Source organism: Streptomyces endophytica (assembly GCF_026153355.1).
GTDB lineage: Bacteria > Actinomycetota > Actinomycetes > Streptomycetales > Streptomycetaceae > Streptomyces > Streptomyces endophytica.
On record NZ_CP110636.1, the window covers coordinates 2,993,391 to 3,010,459 of the forward strand.

At 72.2% G+C, this 17,069-nt stretch carries 9 protein-coding genes, 1 other RNA gene and 3 pseudogenes; 9 read left to right on the top strand and 4 right to left on the bottom strand.

Features of this window, described 5'->3' with window-relative positions; genetic code table 11:
* Positions 1 to 68 precede the first annotated feature (68 nt).
* The 3 pseudogenes from OJ254_RS13495 to OJ254_RS13500 all read right to left on the bottom strand — a co-directional run bounded on the left by OJ254_RS13495 (position 69) and on the right by OJ254_RS13500 (position 6,262).
* A pseudogene (locus OJ254_RS13495) lies at positions 69 to 1,431 on the bottom strand (ABC transporter substrate-binding protein).
* A gap of 903 nt (positions 1,432 to 2,334) precedes the next feature.
* Positions 2,335 to 2,958: pseudogene (locus OJ254_RS31590) on the bottom strand (cell division protein FtsK); the annotation flags it as partial.
* Positions 2,959 to 3,036: 78 nt separating this feature from the next.
* Positions 3,037 to 6,262: pseudogene (locus tag OJ254_RS13500) on the bottom strand (FHA domain-containing protein).
* A 520-nt stretch (positions 6,263 to 6,782) separates the two neighbouring features.
* Between OJ254_RS13500 and OJ254_RS13505 the strand changes: the two are divergent.
* The 4 genes from OJ254_RS13505 (at position 6,783) to OJ254_RS13520 (ending at position 12,273) form a co-directional block, all read left to right on the top strand.
* Entirely contained in the window at positions 6,783 to 8,411 is a 1,629-nt protein-coding gene (locus OJ254_RS13505; RefSeq protein WP_265362523.1) for a serine/threonine-protein kinase, read from the top strand.
* A gap of 187 nt (positions 8,412 to 8,598) precedes the next feature.
* A complete protein-coding gene (locus tag OJ254_RS13510) occupies positions 8,599 to 9,900 on the top strand; it encodes a serine/threonine-protein kinase (RefSeq protein WP_265362524.1) in 1,302 nt (433 codons plus the stop codon).
* A 93-nt stretch (positions 9,901 to 9,993) separates the two neighbouring features.
* Positions 9,994 to 11,100, top strand: a complete 1,107-nt coding sequence (gene prfB, locus OJ254_RS13515) for a peptide chain release factor 2 (RefSeq protein ID WP_265362525.1) — start codon at positions 9,994 to 9,996, stop codon at positions 11,098 to 11,100.
* Between the two features lie 330 nt (positions 11,101 to 11,430).
* Entirely contained in the window at positions 11,431 to 12,273 is an 843-nt protein-coding gene (locus OJ254_RS13520) for a hypothetical protein (RefSeq protein ID WP_265362526.1), read from the top strand.
* A gap of 194 nt (positions 12,274 to 12,467) precedes the next feature.
* On the opposite strand, the gene OJ254_RS13525 is transcribed toward OJ254_RS13520, so the two are convergent.
* Positions 12,468 to 12,662, bottom strand: a complete 195-nt coding sequence (locus OJ254_RS13525; protein WP_261951167.1) for a hypothetical protein — start codon at positions 12,660 to 12,662, stop codon at positions 12,468 to 12,470.
* Positions 12,663 to 12,914: 252 nt separating this feature from the next.
* Here OJ254_RS13525 and ftsE point away from each other — a divergent pair, with 252 nt between their 5' ends.
* From ftsE to ssrA, 5 genes are all read left to right on the top strand, one after another.
* Positions 12,915 to 13,604 (top strand): cell division ATP-binding protein FtsE, encoded by a 690-nt coding sequence (gene ftsE, locus OJ254_RS13530; RefSeq protein WP_265362527.1) that lies wholly within the window; start codon positions 12,915 to 12,917, stop codon positions 13,602 to 13,604.
* A gap of 32 nt (positions 13,605 to 13,636) precedes the next feature.
* Positions 13,637 to 14,548, top strand: coding sequence for a permease-like cell division protein FtsX (gene ftsX, locus OJ254_RS13535; RefSeq protein ID WP_265362528.1), 912 nt, complete (start codon positions 13,637 to 13,639; stop codon positions 14,546 to 14,548).
* Positions 14,549 to 14,616: 68 nt separating this feature from the next.
* Positions 14,617 to 15,834: a S41 family peptidase gene (locus OJ254_RS13540; protein WP_265362529.1), complete on the top strand. Its 1,218-nt coding sequence runs from the start codon at positions 14,617 to 14,619 to the stop codon at positions 15,832 to 15,834.
* An 18-nt stretch (positions 15,835 to 15,852) separates the two neighbouring features.
* On the top strand, positions 15,853 to 16,350 hold the full coding sequence (gene smpB / locus OJ254_RS13545; protein ID WP_265362530.1) for an SsrA-binding protein SmpB: 498 nt from the start codon (positions 15,853 to 15,855) through the stop codon (positions 16,348 to 16,350).
* A 264-nt stretch (positions 16,351 to 16,614) separates the two neighbouring features.
* Positions 16,615 to 16,984: a transfer-messenger RNA gene (gene ssrA, locus OJ254_RS13550) on the top strand.
* Positions 16,985 to 17,069: the final 85 nt, after the last annotated feature.

Below are 17,069 nucleotides of genomic sequence, written 5' to 3' on the forward strand. Positions count from 1 at the left end.
GGGAGAGGGGGAGAGGGGGAAAGAGGAAGGAACGGCCGGCGGCAGATTCGCCGGCCGCTCAACTCCCCTCACCCGCCGAACGACTTGACCGCGTCCCGCTCCAACCGCGTCTGCGTCCCCGCCACGTCCTTCGGGTTCTTCAGGAAGTCCTGCAAGTCCTTCCACTCACCCTGACCCGGCTTCCCACCGAACGACGCCGGCGCCTGATCCGACATGTCGAAGCGGAAATCATCACCGGCCGCGATCAGCGCCCCCGCGATCCTCCGCATCACCGCATCCCCGTACGCCGCCCGGTCGAGCGCCTTGTTCGGCGAAATGAACCCACCCGCCTGCGCCCAGATCCGCGCCGCATCCGTCGACGCCAGGAACGTCAGCAGCGCCTGCGCCGCCTTACCGCCCTTCAGCGCCACCGCCACATCCCCGCCCGTCACCACCGGCGACTTCGCACCCACCGCCGGGAACGGGAAAACCTTCGCGTCCGACCCGATCTTCGCCTTCGTCTGCGAAATATTCGCCGCCGCGAAATCCGCCGACGACACCATCGCCGCCTTCGGCGCGTCACCACCACTGAACGTCTGCGTCACCGACGTCGGGAAATCCGTCTGCAACGCCCCCGCATTACCACCCGCCAGCAGATCCTTACGCCCGAAAAGCTGCCCGAGCGTGGACAGCGCCTGCTTCACCGAGGCGTCCGTCCAGGGATCCGGTGCTGCGCCAGCTGGTCGTACTTCTCCGGCCCGGCCTGCGAAAGATAGATGTTCTCGAACCAGTCGGTCAGCGTCCAGCCGTCCGACCCGCCCACCGAGACCGGCGGCACCCCCGACTCGGAAATCGTCCGCGCCGCCTTCAGAAACTCCGCCCAGGTCTTCGGCTCCTTCACGCCGGCATTCCCGAAAGCCTGCGCGTTGTACCACACCAGCGACTTGTTACTGGCCTTGAAATACACCCCGTACTCGGTGCCCTTGTGCGCCCCGAGGTCCCGCCACCCCTTGCTGTAATTCTTCGCCAACTGCGCCTTGGCCTCCGGCCCCAGCGGCTTCAACCAGCCCTTCCCGGCGAACTCGTTGAGCACCCCCACCTGCTGCAGCATCGCCACATCCGGCGGCCCGCCCCCGGCGATCTTCGACCCGATGAATCCGGCCATGTCATCGCCACTGGGCACGAAATCCACCTTCGCCCCGGTGCGCTTCTCGAACTCGTCCAGCACCTTGACGAAGTTCTCCCGCTCCGCCCCGGTCCACACCGCGGTCACCTGCAGCCGCTGCCCCGCCAACTTGGGCAACCGCACCGTCACGGCATTCCGCTCACCCCCGTCGCCCCACCCCCGTCACCCTTCTTCCCGTCGCCCCCACCACTCCCACAACCGGCCACCCCCACCGCCAGCACCACCCCCACCACAACCCCGGCCGCCCCCCGCCGCCGCAAACCCATCCCTCGACTCGTCATCCCCAAACCCCCAATTCCCTCAATGCCGCCCATACCCTCAACCTGCGCCACACGGAGACGCGCGATCCGCATCGCGCGGTACCTGCGGACCGCTACGGATCCCCGACTCGCTGGCTCACGGGATCACTGGCTTACTGGACTGCTCGCTCACTCGCTGGCTCACTGGCTCACTGGATTGCTGGATTGCTCTGGCTCTGGCTCGTAGTCGGTTCCGCGACTTCGTAGCCGGTTCCGCGACCGATGCTGTGACCTGCCGCGGACTCTTCGCACGCGACTCCCAGGGAGCCGCCATCGTGCTGCTGCGGTGGTACGAGGTGCGATGGTGCCGAGATCCGATGGTGCCGAGATGCGATGGTGCGAGGTACTGCCTGCGACGAGGCACTGCTTGCGAGGCACTGCTGTGGTGGCGCAAGTGCGGTAGTACGTAACTGCGTTCCGACGTTCCGACGTTCCGGCCCGACGTTCCGGCGTTCCGGCCCGACGTTCCGGCGTTCCGACGTAACTGCGTTCCTGCGATCTGCCGCGCCCGTGCCCTGTGACCTGCCGATGCCTGCGGATGTTGCCGATACCTGCCGATGTTGCCGATGCCGTGCCGGCGCGGCTCCGGGTGACCCTGGACGCCGCCTCGGACGTCACCTTGGATGCCACGGGGCGCCGCTGTGCGCCGCCGTCACGCGGCTACCGGCCGCCCCGCACCACGTCGGCCCGCGCCCAGCCCGACACGGTGTGCGACAGGTCTACGCCCCACCCCCGGCCTCCGCAATACCGCGTCCGGCGCCAACTCACCTTTCGTAATGGTGCTGTTACGGCCACCCCAAACCCCGGTTCGACGATTCGACGCGCACCGCACATCACCGTGCGGCGCAGGTTGAAGGGCGGAGGATGCTCTCACACCAACGGGGCCGCGGGTGGTGCCCCCGAGGACTGGGCGGCTCGCTGGAGCGCGCTGGCGAGCAGGGCGAGGTCCGTCGGGCCGTTGCCCAGCTCGCGCAGCGGGCGGCGGGTCGGCGGATCGCCCATCCGCTGCCACTCCAGCGGGACGACCGTCGGCCGGAGCGTGGACGTACGGGGTATCCGGCCGGTCACCCGGCCGGCCTGGAACGGAGTGGCGGAGCCGTCCGCCGCGCGGAGGAGCCGTCCGCGGCCGGCCGGGGCGGGCTCGGACGCGTCGTCCGACGTGCCCAACTCGACGCGGAGTGCGGCAAGTTCACTGGTTGCGGTGTCGGCCGTGCGGTCCGGGTGGCCGGTCGAGGCTATGAGGTGGACGCCGAGCGCCGCCCCGTCCCGGGCCACCGCCTCCAGTGCGCGCACCACGGAGCCGGCGGCCGGGCGGCCGGGGCTGCCGAGCGCCGGGGCGACCAGAGCGTCGAAGTCGTCGACCAGGATGAAGAGGCGCGGCATCGGGGCCGTGGGGTCGGCGGGGTGGGCAGGGCGGCTGCGGGGGTGGCGTCGGGGTCGGGTTCGGAGGTGGCTGGGGTGGGTGTCTGGGCTCCGGGGCGGGAGCGGAGACGGAGGGTGCCCGTGCTCGCCAGGGTGCCGGTGTCGGAGGGCTCCGCCGCCGCTGTGCCGCCTCCTTCGTTACGGCAACGATTACGGAGCGTGATAAGTTCCTGCTCTCCGTGATGATTTCCGTACGGTGTGTAGTCGGCGGTTCCGGAGGGCTGGGAGGGGTCGGGGGCGGGGTTGTGGGAGGCGTTGTCGCGGTGGGCGCCGGGCTCGGGGGGCGGCGCGTCGGCGGCGCGTCGTACCTCTCGGTGTGCGTCTCGCCGTAGGTGCCGTAGGTACGGGCTTGCGGTGCGGTGGCCGCGGAACCTTGTGCACCGGTGCTTTGTGCAACGGTGCCTGGTGCGCCGCCCCCTTGTGCGCCGCCGCCTGGGGCGCCGGCACCTGGTGCTCCCTGCGCGGCGCGGGCCTCGCCCGTACGGCTGTCAGCGGTACGGCCTTCTCCCGTGCGGCCTTCGGTGGTGCGGCGGGGGCGATGACGCGGGGGGACGGGAGGTGTGTGGCGCGCCATTCGGTGAAGGGGGTGCCGGACAGTATTTCGGTGCGGCGTTTGAGTTCGGAGGAGAGGGCCTGGGCGAACTCGCGCATGCGGACCGGGTCGGACGCGGCGAGGTACGTCGTGACGTGCGGCAGGTCGGTACACACCCGCAGGCCCTCGCCGCGGTCGGTGCCGCCGCCGTCCACCAGCACCAGGGACAGCAGGTCGGGGCGGTCGGCGGCGGCGAGGGAGGCCGCCAGGGAGCGGAGGAGTTCGGTTTTGCCGCCGGCGGCGGGGCCCTGGACGAGGAGGGGGCGCCCTCGGCGGCCAGGTCGGCGCACACCGGTCCGTGCGGTCCGGCGCCCAGTACGGCGGTGGCGCCGGGCCGGTCGGCGTCCAGGGTGGCGGCCCAGCGGGCCATCAGGGAGGCGGGGGTGGCGCGGGCCAGCCCGAGTTCGTCCAGGAGTCGGGCCGTCGCGGGCAGCGGGACGGCCGCGCGGGGCGTCGCGCGGCCGCCGCCGGCCGTGGTGGTCTCGGCCTCGCGCAGCGGCGCCAGGGCCCGGGCGAACCGCTCGGCCCAGGCGGCGGAGACCGCGTCGACCGTGGCGATCGTGCCGTTCGGCCCGGAGCCGGGCTGGACGACGCGCACCGCGGTGGCAACGTCGCCGCTGAGGACGGCCACCGCGCCGCACTCCCCGAAGGCCGGCGACGCGGCCCGGGCCGCCTCGTACGTGGCGGCGAGGGGAAGGCGGGGGAGGCGGCCGGGGTTTCGGCCAGGCAGAGGAGGTGGACGCCGGCGGCCGCGCCGGCCGTGGCCAGCCGCGCGGTGGTCTCGCGGAGTGCGGACGAGCCGGGGTCGCCGTCGACGATCAGGAGGGTGAACGGTCCCTGGTGGCGGGCGGCGGCCAGGGCGATCTCGGCGCGTTCGGCGCTGGCCCAGCCGGGGCCGAGCGGGCAGTCGTCGAGCCGTCGCATGAGTTCGGCGGTGCGGGCGGTGGCCTGTTCCTTGTCATGGGCGAGCAGCAGCCGGCAGTCCTGGCCGTGGGCCGGACGGAGGTGTGGCAGCCAGCCGAGCCAGGACCAGTCAGCGACCCGTTCCTCGGTGGTGCGCGCCCGGTCGGTGCTGATCAGCACGATGTCCAGGGTGGCGGGGGAGTGCAGGGCGGCGAGCTGGGCGATGGCGGAACGGGCGAGTCCGGCGAGGCGGGCGCGCGGCCCGGCCAGGCCGAGGGAACCGGCCCGGCGCAGCCCGATGGTGACGGGCAGGGCGGTGCGGCCGCCGTCGCGGCCGGCCGTGCCCAGCCGGACGGTGAGGGTGTCGGGGTGGTCCGGGCCGCGCTCCCAGAGCCGGGGGCCCGGGCCCAGTGCGGTGAGCAGGATGGCGGCGGCGTCCGGCCACCGTTCGTCCGGGGCGGTCCCGGAGGCGGCCGGGGACGTCGCTCCGTCACCGGGCGGTACTACGGGGGAGGCCTGGGGTGCGCCGGACGCCGAGAGCCCCGCTGCCGGGAGGTCGGACGCCGGGAGGTCGTCGTAGGGCCCTTCCGCGGTGGGCCGGCCGCCGGTCAGCCGGCGTGCCCAGGCGCCGATCCCGCCGCGGCGGCCGCTTTTGCGGGGCGCGGCGCCGTAACGCGCCGCGCCCTCTGCCGCGTCTGCCGCGTCCTCGGCGGGCGCCAGGCTCTGCTGTCCGCCGTGGGTGCGGTCCTCGCTGCGGATGCCGTGGGTACGGTCCGGGGCGCCGGCAGCCGAGGCGTCGTCCCGGTACCCGGGGGCCGGGTGCTCGCCGTACGGATACTCGTGGCCCGGTGGGTCGAGGTGCGCGCGGTCGGGATGCGCGCGGTCCGGGCGTTCGCCGTGCGGTTGCGCGTGGCTGGCGGGTCCGGCTCCCAGGGCCGGGCCGTGGCCCAGCCCATGAGCCGTGGCGGCGTCCGGGTGCGGCGGTCCGGCCGGGGTGCCGCGCAGTGGGGTGTCGCGCCGGCCGGCCGGGTCCGGTGACCAGTCCGTACGAGGAGCGGGCACGGGGACGGCCGGTCCCGGGCCCATCGCCGGGGGGTATCCGGAAGCCGGTGCCGGTGCCGGTGCACCGAGCGCCCCGGCTGCCTCGGCCCCATCAGCTCCGCCAGTCCCGCCACCTTCGTGAGCCTCCGCGATCCTCGCGTACCCGTCTCCCGCCCCTGTGGAGATGCGCAGCCGGCCCTCGCCGTCGGGGGTGGCCTCCAGGGCGGGGTCCGGGGTGGTGGGGGCGGGCTGCAGGCGGAGGGTGGATTCGCCGATGCGCAGCAGGGCGCCGGGCGGGAGCGGGGCGGGCAGGTCACCGAGGCCGGTGCCGTCGACGGCGGTGCCGTTCGTGGAGCGCAGGTCGGCGACGTGGACCGAGCCGTCCGGTTCGACGGTCACGGCGCAGTGCAGCCGGGAGACGTCCGGGTCGTCGAGGGGGACGTCGGCGTCGGCGGAGCGGCCGATGCGGATCTGGCCGCCGTGCAGCAGATGGACGCCGCCGGCGTCGGGTCCGGAGATGACGCGCAGCCGTGCGGTGCCGTGCGGCAGGCCGTGTGCCGGGGCGGGGCCGGGGCCCTGGAGGGAGAGCACGGCGCCGTCGATCAGGGGTGGCTCGCCGAGCGCGGCGCGCTGCGGGTCGAGGCGTTCGGTGCCGGCGTAGAGCACGACCGGGCCGCTGCCGCCGCCCGCGCCGGTGTCCGCGGCCGGACCCGCGACGGATGCCGCGAGGGAGCCGGCGACCGCCGCCAGCGCGGTCCCGGCGGGGGCCGTCACGAGCACGTCGCAGGCCCGTGTGGTGGGGCCGCTGCGCGGCCCGAGGACGGTCAGCCGGATCTGCATCGCCGTCAACGGTCCCTTCTGCCAGGGGCCGGCAGGGGCCGTTCGCTCCCCCGCCCGCCCGGGCACGTCGGCACGGACAAGTCCCAGGTGCACGTCGCGACAAAGGCCGCGCGCCCCCACCGCTTCGTGCTGGGTGCATCCTCGCACCTGCGACTGACAACACGCCCGCCGACCGCCACTCCGTGATCTTGTTTTGTCGTGTCCGGACGAAAAAGTGGCTGGTTGCGGGCCGTGTCCGGGCGGATTCGGAACGTCGTGATCAGCTCCGAATCGTCCCCGTCCGGGAGGTGCGCCGGTCCGCGCGCGGCGGCGGGCGGCACGCAACCATCCGCCCGGAACGTGCGTCTTCCCACGAGCCCGGACCGCCGGACCGAAAAGCTTGTGCGACGGCGCGGCGGGCCGCAGGCCCTACAGTGGATCGGACGGACCGCGCGACGGTGACCATGACCGGACGGCGCGGAGCCGAACGGCCGGTCCGGTGGGCCGGCAGGAGATCCACCACGACCAGGGAGCGCATGACGTGCGGCCGGTAGGCAGCAAGTACCTGCTTGAGGAGCCGCTGGGACGCGGCGCCACGGGCACCGTCTGGCGTGCCCGCCAGCGGGAGACGGCGGGCGCCGAGGCCGCCGTGGCGGGAGAGCCCGGTGAGACGGTCGCGATCAAGGTCCTCAAGGAGGAGCTCGCGCACGACGCCGACGTGGTGATGCGCTTCCTGCGTGAGCGCTCCGTCCTGCTGCGGCTCACCCACCCGAACATCGTCCGCACCCGCGATCTCGTCGTGGAGGGCGATCTGCTCGCGCTGGTCATGGACCTGGTCGACGGACCGGATCTGCACCGCTATCTGCGCGACAACGGCCCCTTCAGCCCGGTGGCGGCCGCCCTGCTCACCGCCCAGATCGCCGACGCGCTGGCCGCCAGCCACGCGGACGGCGTGGTCCACCGCGACCTGAAGCCGGCGAACGTCCTGCTCGCCGGGTCCGACGGCGGCGGCGAGATGCACCCGATGCTGACCGACTTCGGCATCGCCCGGCTCGCCGACTCCCCGGGCCTGACCCGCACCCACGAATTCGTCGGCACCCCCGCCTATGTGGCGCCGGAGTCCGCCGAGGGCCGCCCGCAGACCTCCGCGGTGGACATCTACGGCGCCGGCATCCTCCTGTACGAGCTGGTGACCGGCCGCCCGCCGTTCGCCGGATCGACGGCCCTGGAGGTGCTGCACCGGCACCTGAGCGAGGAGCCGCGCCGCCCCTCCACGCTCCCCGAGCCGCTGTGGACCGTCATAGAGCGCTGTCTGCGCAAGCGCCCCGAGGAGCGGCCCAGCGCCGAGAACCTCGCCCGTGCGCTGCGCACCGTCGCCACCGGCATCGGCGTGCACGCCACCCCGGCCGCGGCCGAGGCCGCGCTGGGCGTCGCCGCACTGCTCGCCCCGGACCCGGCGCCCGCCACCGTCCCCGGCACCGACGGCGGCCAGGGGAGCGGCGACGCCGACCCCACCCAGGTCCTCCCGTCCGGTGCCGGGTCGTACGACCCGGCCGCGGCGACCAGCGTGCTGCCCTCGACGGGCGCTCCGGGAGTCCCGGGCGGCCAGGGCGCCGATCCGACCCGGGCGATGCCGCCGGTGCCGCCCATGCCGGCCGGCGCGCCGCCCGTGGGTGCGCAAGCGCCCGACGGGCCCCATCCGTGGGAGTCCCAGATGCGTGCCGCCCGGGACCGCAACGAGCAGACGCAGGTCCAGTACCTGGACCCGAACGAGGACCCGCTGCGCCGCCGTCCGCAGCGCCGCCAGGCCGCGCCCCAGCAGCCGCCGCAGCAGCCCCCGTACCGCCAGCCGGCCCCCGCGCCCTACGCGCAGGCCCCGCAGCGCCGCCAGGAGCCGCCGCCGCAGCGGTACGAGCCGCAGCGGCCGCCCGCCCCGGAGCCCCGGCCGCGGCGCGAGCCCCGTCAGCGCAGCGCCAACCCGATGCGGATCCCCGGCCTGGGCTGCCTCAAGGGCTGCCTGGTCACGCTGATACTGCTGTTCGTGGCCGCGTGGCTGATCTGGGAGCTCACCCCGCTCCAGGAGTGGATCGGCACGACCCGCGGCTTCTTCGCGCAGATCGGGCACGTGTACAACCAGGTCGAGCGCTTCGTGAACAAGCTCAGCGGCTGACGCCGGCCGCCCCGGACCGCCGGTCCCGGGGCGGCTCAGTGGATTTGTCGACTTCTGGCGGGCAATTTCGCTCTCAGAAGTGAAGGTTGCCGCCTTCCGGGGCACGGAACCCGGTGGCATCCGCGTAGCTTTGACGCCAACCTCAGCCCCCGCAGGACGCTCGGGGGCCCGACACGTCGGAGCAGTTTTGGCACGGAAGATCGGCAGCCGGTACACCGCCCACCAGATCCTGGGGCGCGGCAGTGCCGGCACGGTATGGCTGGGCGAGGGGCCCGAAGGGGCCGTGGCCATCAAGCTGTTGCGTGAGGACCTCGCTTCCGACCAGGAGCTCGTCGGCCGCTTCGTGCAGGAGCGGGCGGCGCTGCTGGGCCTTGCGGACCCGCATGTCGTCGGCGTCCGCGACCTGGTCGTCGACGGCAACGACCTGGCACTGGTGATGGACCTGGTGCGCGGCACCGACCTGCGCACCCGTCTGGAGCGCGAGCGCCGGCTGGCCCCGGAGGCCGCCGTCGCGATCGTCGCGGACGTCGCCGACGGGCTCGCCGCCGCGCACGCCGCACGGATCGTGCACCGCGACGTCAAGCCCGAGAACGTCCTGCTGGACATGCAGGGCCCGCTCGGCCCCGGTGGCGCGCACCCCGCGCTGCTCACCGACTTCGGCATCGCCCGGCTCGTCGACTCGCCGCGCCGGACCCTCTCCCAGGGACCCGCGGCCCAGGGGAGGAGCCACGCCACCAGGGTCATCGGCACCCCCGACTACCTCGCCCCGGAGATCATCGAGGGCCTGCCGCCGCGCGCCTCGGTGGACATCTACGCCCTCGCGACCGTCCTGTACGAGCTGCTCGCCGGGTTCACGCCCTTCGGGGGCGGCCACCCGGGGGCCGTCCTGCGCCGGCACGTCACCGAGAGCGTGGCACCGCTGCCCGGCATCCCCGACGAGCTGTGGCAGCTGCTGCTGCAGTGCCTGGCCAAGGCCCCGGCGTCCCGGCTGCGCGCCGCGGAGCTGGCCGCCCGGCTGCGGGAGCTGCTGCCGGGGCTGGCCGGGATGCCGCCGCTGGACATCGACGAGCCGGAGAGCGACCACCCGGACGACGAGCCGGACGGCGCGGCCCCGGGGACCCGCGAGGAACCGTTCTACCCGTCGGCGGGCGAGACCGTCCCGCAGCGCGGTGCCGTCCCCCTGGTGCAGGGCTCCGCGCCGGACTCCAACCGGGAGACGCACACCAGCATGCGGGTGCCCGGCCCCGACGAGCTGGCCGGCGGCGCCCACGGAACCGCCCGGGCCCCGCGGGCGGCCGGGGAGCGCCGGGCCGGCTCGGCGCGCCACCGGGGCTCCGCGGAGGCGGTGCGCCGCCGCCGGATCAAGCTGGGCGCGGCCGCCGCCGTGGTGGTCGTGGCGGCCGGTCTGGGCGGCTGGCTGGCCTCCGGGGACGACGACGGCGGCGAGGCCCCGCCGGGCGTGCACCAGTCGGAGCAGGAGACCCCCTGACGCGGGCCCCGGGGCGGCTTCCGGCCCGGCCCCGGCAGGCCCGTCCTGCCGGGGCCGGGTCAGGTTCGCCGTGGTAGCCGTTAGGCTGGGTGCGTGGCAGTCGTCGATGTATCCGAAGAGCTGAAGTCCCTCTCCTCGACCATGGGGTCGATCGAGGCCGTCCTGGACCTCGACAAGATGAGGGCCGACATCGCCGTGCTTGAGGAACAAGCGGCGGCGCCGTCCCTGTGGGACGACCCCGAGAGCGCCCAGAAGGTCACCAGCCAGCTGTCCTACCTCCAGGGCCAGCTGCGCCGTGCCGAGGAGCTGCGGGGCCGGGTCGACGACCTCGAGGTGCTCTTCGAGCTGGCCGAGGCCGAGGGCGACGAGGACGCCCGCGCCGAGGCCGAGGGCGAGCTGGCCGACGTCCGCAAGGCCGTGGAGGAGCTGGAGGTCCGCACCCTCCTCTCCGGCGAGTACGACTCCCGTGAGGCGGTCGTCAACATCCGCGCCGAGGCCGGTGGCGTGGACGCCGCCGACTTCGCCGAGAAGCTCCAGCGGATGTACCTGCGCTGGGCCGAGCGGCACGGCTACAAGACCGAGCTCTACGAGACCTCGTACGCGGAAGAGGCCGGCATCAAGTCGACCACCTTCGCGGTCAACGTCCCGTACGCCTACGGCACGCTCTCCGTCGAGCAGGGCACGCACCGCCTGGTGCGCATCTCGCCGTTCGACAACCAGGGCCGCCGCCAGACGTCGTTCGCCGGCGTCGAGGTGCTGCCCGTCGTCGAGCAGACCGACCACATCGAGATCGACGAGTCCGACCTGCGGGTGGACGTGTACCGCTCCTCGGGCCCCGGCGGCCAGGGCGTGAACACCACCGACTCCGCGGTCCGGCTGACGCACATCCCGACCGGCATCGTCGTCTCCTGTCAGAACGAGCGCTCGCAGATCCAGAACAAGGCGACCGCGATGAACGTCCTCCAGGCCAAGCTCCTTGAGCGCCGCCGCCAGGAGGAGCAGGCCAAGATGGACGCGCTCAAGGGCGACGGCGGTAACTCCTGGGGCAACCAGATGCGTTCGTATGTCCTGCACCCGTACCAGATGGTCAAGGACCTGCGCACCGAGTTCGAGGTCGGCAACCCGCAGGCCGTGCTGGACGGCGACATCGACGGCTTCCTGGAGGCCGGAATCCGCTGGCGCAAGCAGCAGGAGAAGTAGCCCCACGGCCCCGCGCACGGGCCTTCTGACACCGAAACAACTGCCTCCGTCACGGAGGCAGTTGTTTTTGCTGTGGCGGTTTGGTCACAGTCGTATGTCCATGTACCGCCCAACTCTCAGCAATTCGGGCATCGGGCCTTTATTCGGCCTTGACGTTACCGGCCGTAGTGGGAAGGCTGAGCGCGGCATGCGTATGTTCCGGGGCGCGTGCAGTAACGGGGAGATGAGTGGCCAGTCGGCATTCGTGGCCGGAACTCGCCTACCCCCAGCGCTGGTCGCCCCGTGCAGCGGTGCACCCATGACGAGTTCAGCTACTGGGGGTAGCAGTACATGACGAAGAAGACGCGGCTGCGCGTGGCGCGCATTGCAGCTGGTGCGGTGATCGCGGCCGGTGCGTCGCTCACCGCCGCCGGCGCCGCTTCCGCCGCCAGCCCGGGTGAGACCGGCGGCTCCGACGGCGGGATCATCGGCGGCATCATCGGCGGGATCATCGGTGGCGGCGACTCCGGTGGCGACACCGGCGGCGACTCCGGTGGCGACAACGGTGGTCAGGTCGGCGGCTCGGACGACGGCGGCCAGATCGGCGGCGAGATCGGCGGTTCGGACGACGGCGGTCAGGCCGGCGGCGAGATCGGCGGTTCGGACGACGGCGGCACCGACAACGGTGGTCAGGCCGGCGGCCAGGACGGTGGCCAGAATGGCGGCCAGGACGGCGGCCAGAACGGTGGCCAGAACGGCGGCCAGGCGGGCGGTCAGAACGGCGGCCAGGCCGGCGGTCAGAACGGTGGCCAGAACGGCGGCCAGGCCGGCGGCAACAACGGCGGCCAGGACGGCGGCAACAACGGTGGCGGCCACAACGGCGGCCAGAACGGTGGCGGCAACAACGGCGGTGGGAACAACGGCGGTGGCAACACCGGCGGCGACTCCACCGGCACCGGCACCGACAACGAGGGCTCCAAGCCGGTCGAGCAGCCCGGCAAGGGCAAGGAGCAGATCGCTGACACGCCCGGCCAGGCCAAGCAGCAGGCGAAGGGCGGGGAGCTGGCCGAGACCGGTTCCTCCGGCACCACCGTCCTGCTGATCGGCGCGGCCACCATGATCGCGGGCGGTGTCGGCTTCCGTATGCTGCCCCGTCTGATCAACAAGAACGGCGGCGGCGCGGCAGCGGCCTGACGCTGACGCGGCACCACAAGGGCCCGGGACGCACACGCGTCCCGGGCCCTCGGCGCATTTCCGGCCGCTGAATATCCCCGGCCACTGCATTCCACCTGCCGACCGTCACCGGGCGAACAGCGCCGTAAGCACTACGTAACGGAATGGCGGCCCGCTCAAACCTCCACCCGGCCACCGGGCTGCGGCGAGCGCCGTCAGACGGTCTGGTGCAGCAGCAGCCCCACCGCGAGCAGCAGGACCATCAAAGCCACCAGCATCGCCGGGCTGAGCTGGGCGAACACGCCGCCTGCCTGCTGCTGGAGCCGTTCCCTGCTCGCCCGGCACACGGGGCAGCGGCCCTCACTCACAGGGGCCGCGCAGTTGGCGCACACCAGTCGGTCGTACGTCATGCGACCTCCTTCTCCACTGCACCAACGCCCCGGAGGGGGCATTGGTTCCCTCTTCCACTGTGCCAGCTCCCCGGCGGAACGGCGCGCGCCCCGGGATTGTGCGCCCTTTTGTCCCCGTAGGTGCCGTGAAGAACCACACCAACCCCCTACGCCGACTGCACCGCCGCGCGAGGTTCGCGTATGGTCACGCACACCGACGGGAGCCGCAACTCGGCAGCCCGTGCCCCTATCCAGGTCGACCGTGGTGCATCAGTGATCCGATTCGACAACGTCTCCAAGACCTACCCGAAGCAGAACCGTCCTGCACTCAGGGACGTCTCGCTCGAGATCGAGCGCGGCGAGTTCGTCTTCCTGGTGGGCTCCTCAGGCTCCGGCAAGTCCACCTTCCTGCGGCTGCTGCTGCGCGAGGAGCGGACCAGCCATGGCCACGTGCACGTCCTCGGCAAGGACCTCGGCAAGCTCTCCAACTGGAAGGTCCCGCAGATGCGGCGCCAGGTGGGCACGGTCTTCCAGGACTTCCGACTGCTCCCCAACAAGACCGTCGGGGAGAACGTCGCCTTCGCCCTGGAGGTCATCGGCAAACCGCGCGGCCAGATCCGCAAGACGGTCCCCGAGGTCCTCGAACTCGTCGGCCTCGGCGGCAAAGAGGACCGCATGCCGGGCGAGCTCTCCGGTGGTGAGCAGCAGCGCGTCGCCATCGCGAGGGCCTTCGTCAACCGTCCGCTGCTGCTCATCGCGGACGAGCCCACCGGCAACCTCGACCCGCAGACCTCGGTCGGCATCATGAAGCTGCTGGACCGGATCAACCGGACCGGAACCACGGTGGTCATGGCCACCCACGACCAGCAGATCGTCGACCAGATGCGCAAGCGGGTCATGGAACTCGAAAAGGGCCGTCTCGTACGCGACCAGTCGCGCGGCGTGTACGGCTACCAGCACTAAGCGTGTACGGCCCCCAGTACTGAAAGGACGCCATGCGCGCCCAGTTCGTCCTGTCGGAGATCGGCGTCGGTCTCCGCCGAAACCTCACGATGACCTTCGCCGTCATCGTCTCCGTAGCCCTCTCGCTCGGCCTGTTCGGCGCCTCGCTGCTGATGCGCGACCAGGTCAGCACCATGAAGGGCTACTGGTACGACAAGGTCAACGTCTCCATCTTCTTCTGCAACAAGAACGACGCCGAGACCGGCGCCAACTGCGCCAAGGGCGCGGCCACCCAGCAGCAGAAGGACGACATCAAGGCCGAGCTGAACCGGCTGCCGATCGTGCAGAACGTGCAGTACGAGTCCAGCGACCAGGCCTACAAGCACTACAAGGAGCAGTTCGGCGACACCCCCGTCGCCGGCCTGGTGACGCCCGACCAGCTTCCCGAGTCGTTCCGCGTCAAGCTGAAGGACCCCACGAAGTTCAAGGTCATCAAGTCGGCGTTCTCCGAGCGGCCCGGTGTCCAGGAGGTGCAGGACCAACGCGACACCGTCGAGCCGCTGTTCAACCTGCTCAACGGCATGAACATCGCCGCGCTGTGCGTGATGGGCCTGATGCTCGTCGTTGCGCTGATGCTGATCGTCAACACCGTGCGGGTGTCGGCGTTCAGCCGTCGGCGGGAGACCGGCATCATGCGGCTCGTGGGGGCATCCAGCTTCTACATCCAGATGCCGTTCATCCTGGAGGCCGCGATCGCGGGCCTGCTGGGCGCCGCGTTCGCCTGCGTGCTGATCGTCGGCGGCAAGTACCTCCTCGTCAACAACTGGCTGGCGAAGAAGATCCAGGTGATCAACTTCATCGGCTGGGACTCGGTGGCGGCGGTGCTCCCGCTGGTCCTCCTGATCGGGCTGCTGATGCCCGCGCTCGCCGCGTTCTTCGCACTGCGCAAGTACCTCAAGGTGTGAGCTTTGCCAAGGGGCGCCGTACGGTCAACTCGCCGTACGGCGCCCCTTCGTCCCCTAGACTCACCGGCATGTCGGGCCCGTGTTCGTACGACCGGCCCCGCCGCTACCGCCGCGGGGCGGCCCTGACGTTGTTCCTCGCCGGGGTGCTCGCCACCGGCGCGGTGACCGGCACCTGGAGCGACGAGGCCGAAGGTGCGGTGGGCCACGGCATCCCGAAGCGCACGGCGTCCGGCGCGCGCCCTCCGGAGGCCGCCACCGCCGACCGCGCGGCCGTCGAGCGGGCCGCCACCGAAGCCATCGAGGACGGCAAGTCCGGTTCGCAGGCCGCCGCCGAGGTCGTCAGCCGTAGTGGCGACCGCTGGTCGACGATCTACACCGAGGGCGAGTTCGAGGACTTCCAGCAGCAGTTGGACGGCGCCTACGTCGGCGTCGGCCTGTGGGTACGGCAGCTCGCCGGCGGCCGCACCGAGGTCTCCCGGGTGCAGCCCGGCAGCCCCGCCGCCCGCGCCGGTATCGCCGTCCACGACCGGCTGCGCGCCATCGACGGCCGGACCACCCAGGGGCAGCCGGTCACCGAGACCGTCGCCCGGCTCCGCGGCAACGCCCCGAACGGCTCCCGTACGCCCGCCGCCGGCGCCGGCACTCCGGTACGCCTCGACCTTCAGCGCGGCACCCGGCGGTGGAGCCTCACCCTGCACCGCATCCGGCTGCGCACCCGCAACGTCACCGTCGACCGGCCGGCCGGCCCGGGCCCCACCCGCATCAAGATCACCTCGTTCGCCAAGGGCACCGGCGCCGCGGTCCGCCGCGCCGTCCGGGGCGCCTCCCCGCACGGCGGCGTGCTGCTCGACCTGCGCGGCAATACGGGCGGCCTGGTCACCGAGTCCGTCGCCACCGCCTCCGCCTTCCTCGACGGCGGCCTGGTCGCCACCTACGACGTACGGGGCAGCCAGCGCGCCCTGTACGCCCGGCGCGGCGGGAACACCCGCCTGCCGCTCGTCGTCCTCGTCGACGGCGGCACGATGAGCGCCGCCGAACTGCTCGCCGGCGCCCTCCAGGACCGCGGCCGGGCCATCGTGGTGGGCTCCCCGACCTTCGGCAAGGGCTCGGTGCAGATGCCCAGCCGGCTGCCCGACGGCTCGGTGGCCGAGCTCACCGTCGGCCACTACCGCACACCCTCCGGCCGGACCGTCGACGACACCGGGCTCACCCCCGACCTGGTCGTCGAGGACCATGCCGAGCGGCGGGCCCGCACGGTATTGAGTGGCCTCGGGACCGGCACATAGTGCGAAAATGGCCGCACTATGGCTAAGCAAAAGGGCAAGGACAAGGACCCCGGGCGCAAGCTCGTGGCGCAGCACAAGAAGGCGCGGCACGACTACCACATTCTGGACACCTACGAGTGCGGGCTGGTATTGACCGGCACCGAGGTGAAGTCGCTGCGTCAGGGTCGGGCGTCATTGGTCGACGGATTCGTCCAGATCGACGGCAACGAGGCCTGGCTGCACAACGTACACATCCCGGAATACGCCCAGGGAACCTGGACGAATCACTCCGCCCGGCGCAAGCGGAAGCTGCTGATGCACCGCTTCGAGATCGACAAGCTGGAGTCCAAGAGCCAGGAGACCGGCCACACGATCGTGCCGCTGGCCCTGTATTTCAAGGACGGCCGGGCCAAGGTCGAGATCGCGCTGGCCAAGGGCAAGAAGGAGTACGACAAGCGGCAGACCCTCCGCGAGCAGCAGGACCGCCGCGAGGCCGACCGTGCGATCTCGGCGGCCCGCCGCCGTCAGCGCGCCTGACCACGGCCGGCCGACGGGCGGGCACGCCGCGAGCGGGCCCGGGCCGGCGGGCGAGAGCGAGCCCGGCGGGCGGGAGTGAGCCCGGCATCCGGCCGGTGGGCCCGTGCGGGCGGGGCGTGGGCGGTTCCGGCCGGGCGGTGGCCCGCGGAATACGCTGGCAACCTCGGGCGTTGTTCACGTACGATGGCTCCGCATCCCACAGAGGGTGCGGGAACCGCAGGCGTCATGGTGTAGGCGCCGGGGTTCGTCTTGATAAATCAACATGGGGATGATCGGTTTCGACAGCGGATGTCGAAGCAGGGGAAGCGAGTCGAGGAAGCGGCCATGATCTCGTAAACCACAGGCCGAAACCAATAATCGCCAACACCAAGCGCGATTCCTTCGCCCTCGCTGCCTAAGTAGCGACTTGCGAAGTGTCAGCCCGGGGCTGTTCCCGACCCGGATCCTGGCATCAGCTAGGGGACTAAACTCCTGAACCCGGTCACGGGGTGCAGGAGGAAATCAAACAGTGACTGAGCCCGTCGGAGACTTGTTCGCGTGATCTCCGGGGCTGAGAAAATCGCAGCGAACTGCACTCGGAGAAGCCCTGTTTCCGCACCGTTGGACGCGGGTTCGATTCCCGCCATCTCCACTCATCCCATGTGAAGCAGCTGCCCCGGCGAGTTCCCGCCGGGGCAGCTGCTTTTTTGTTTCCTCTCCATCCTCTTCTCTTCTCTCCC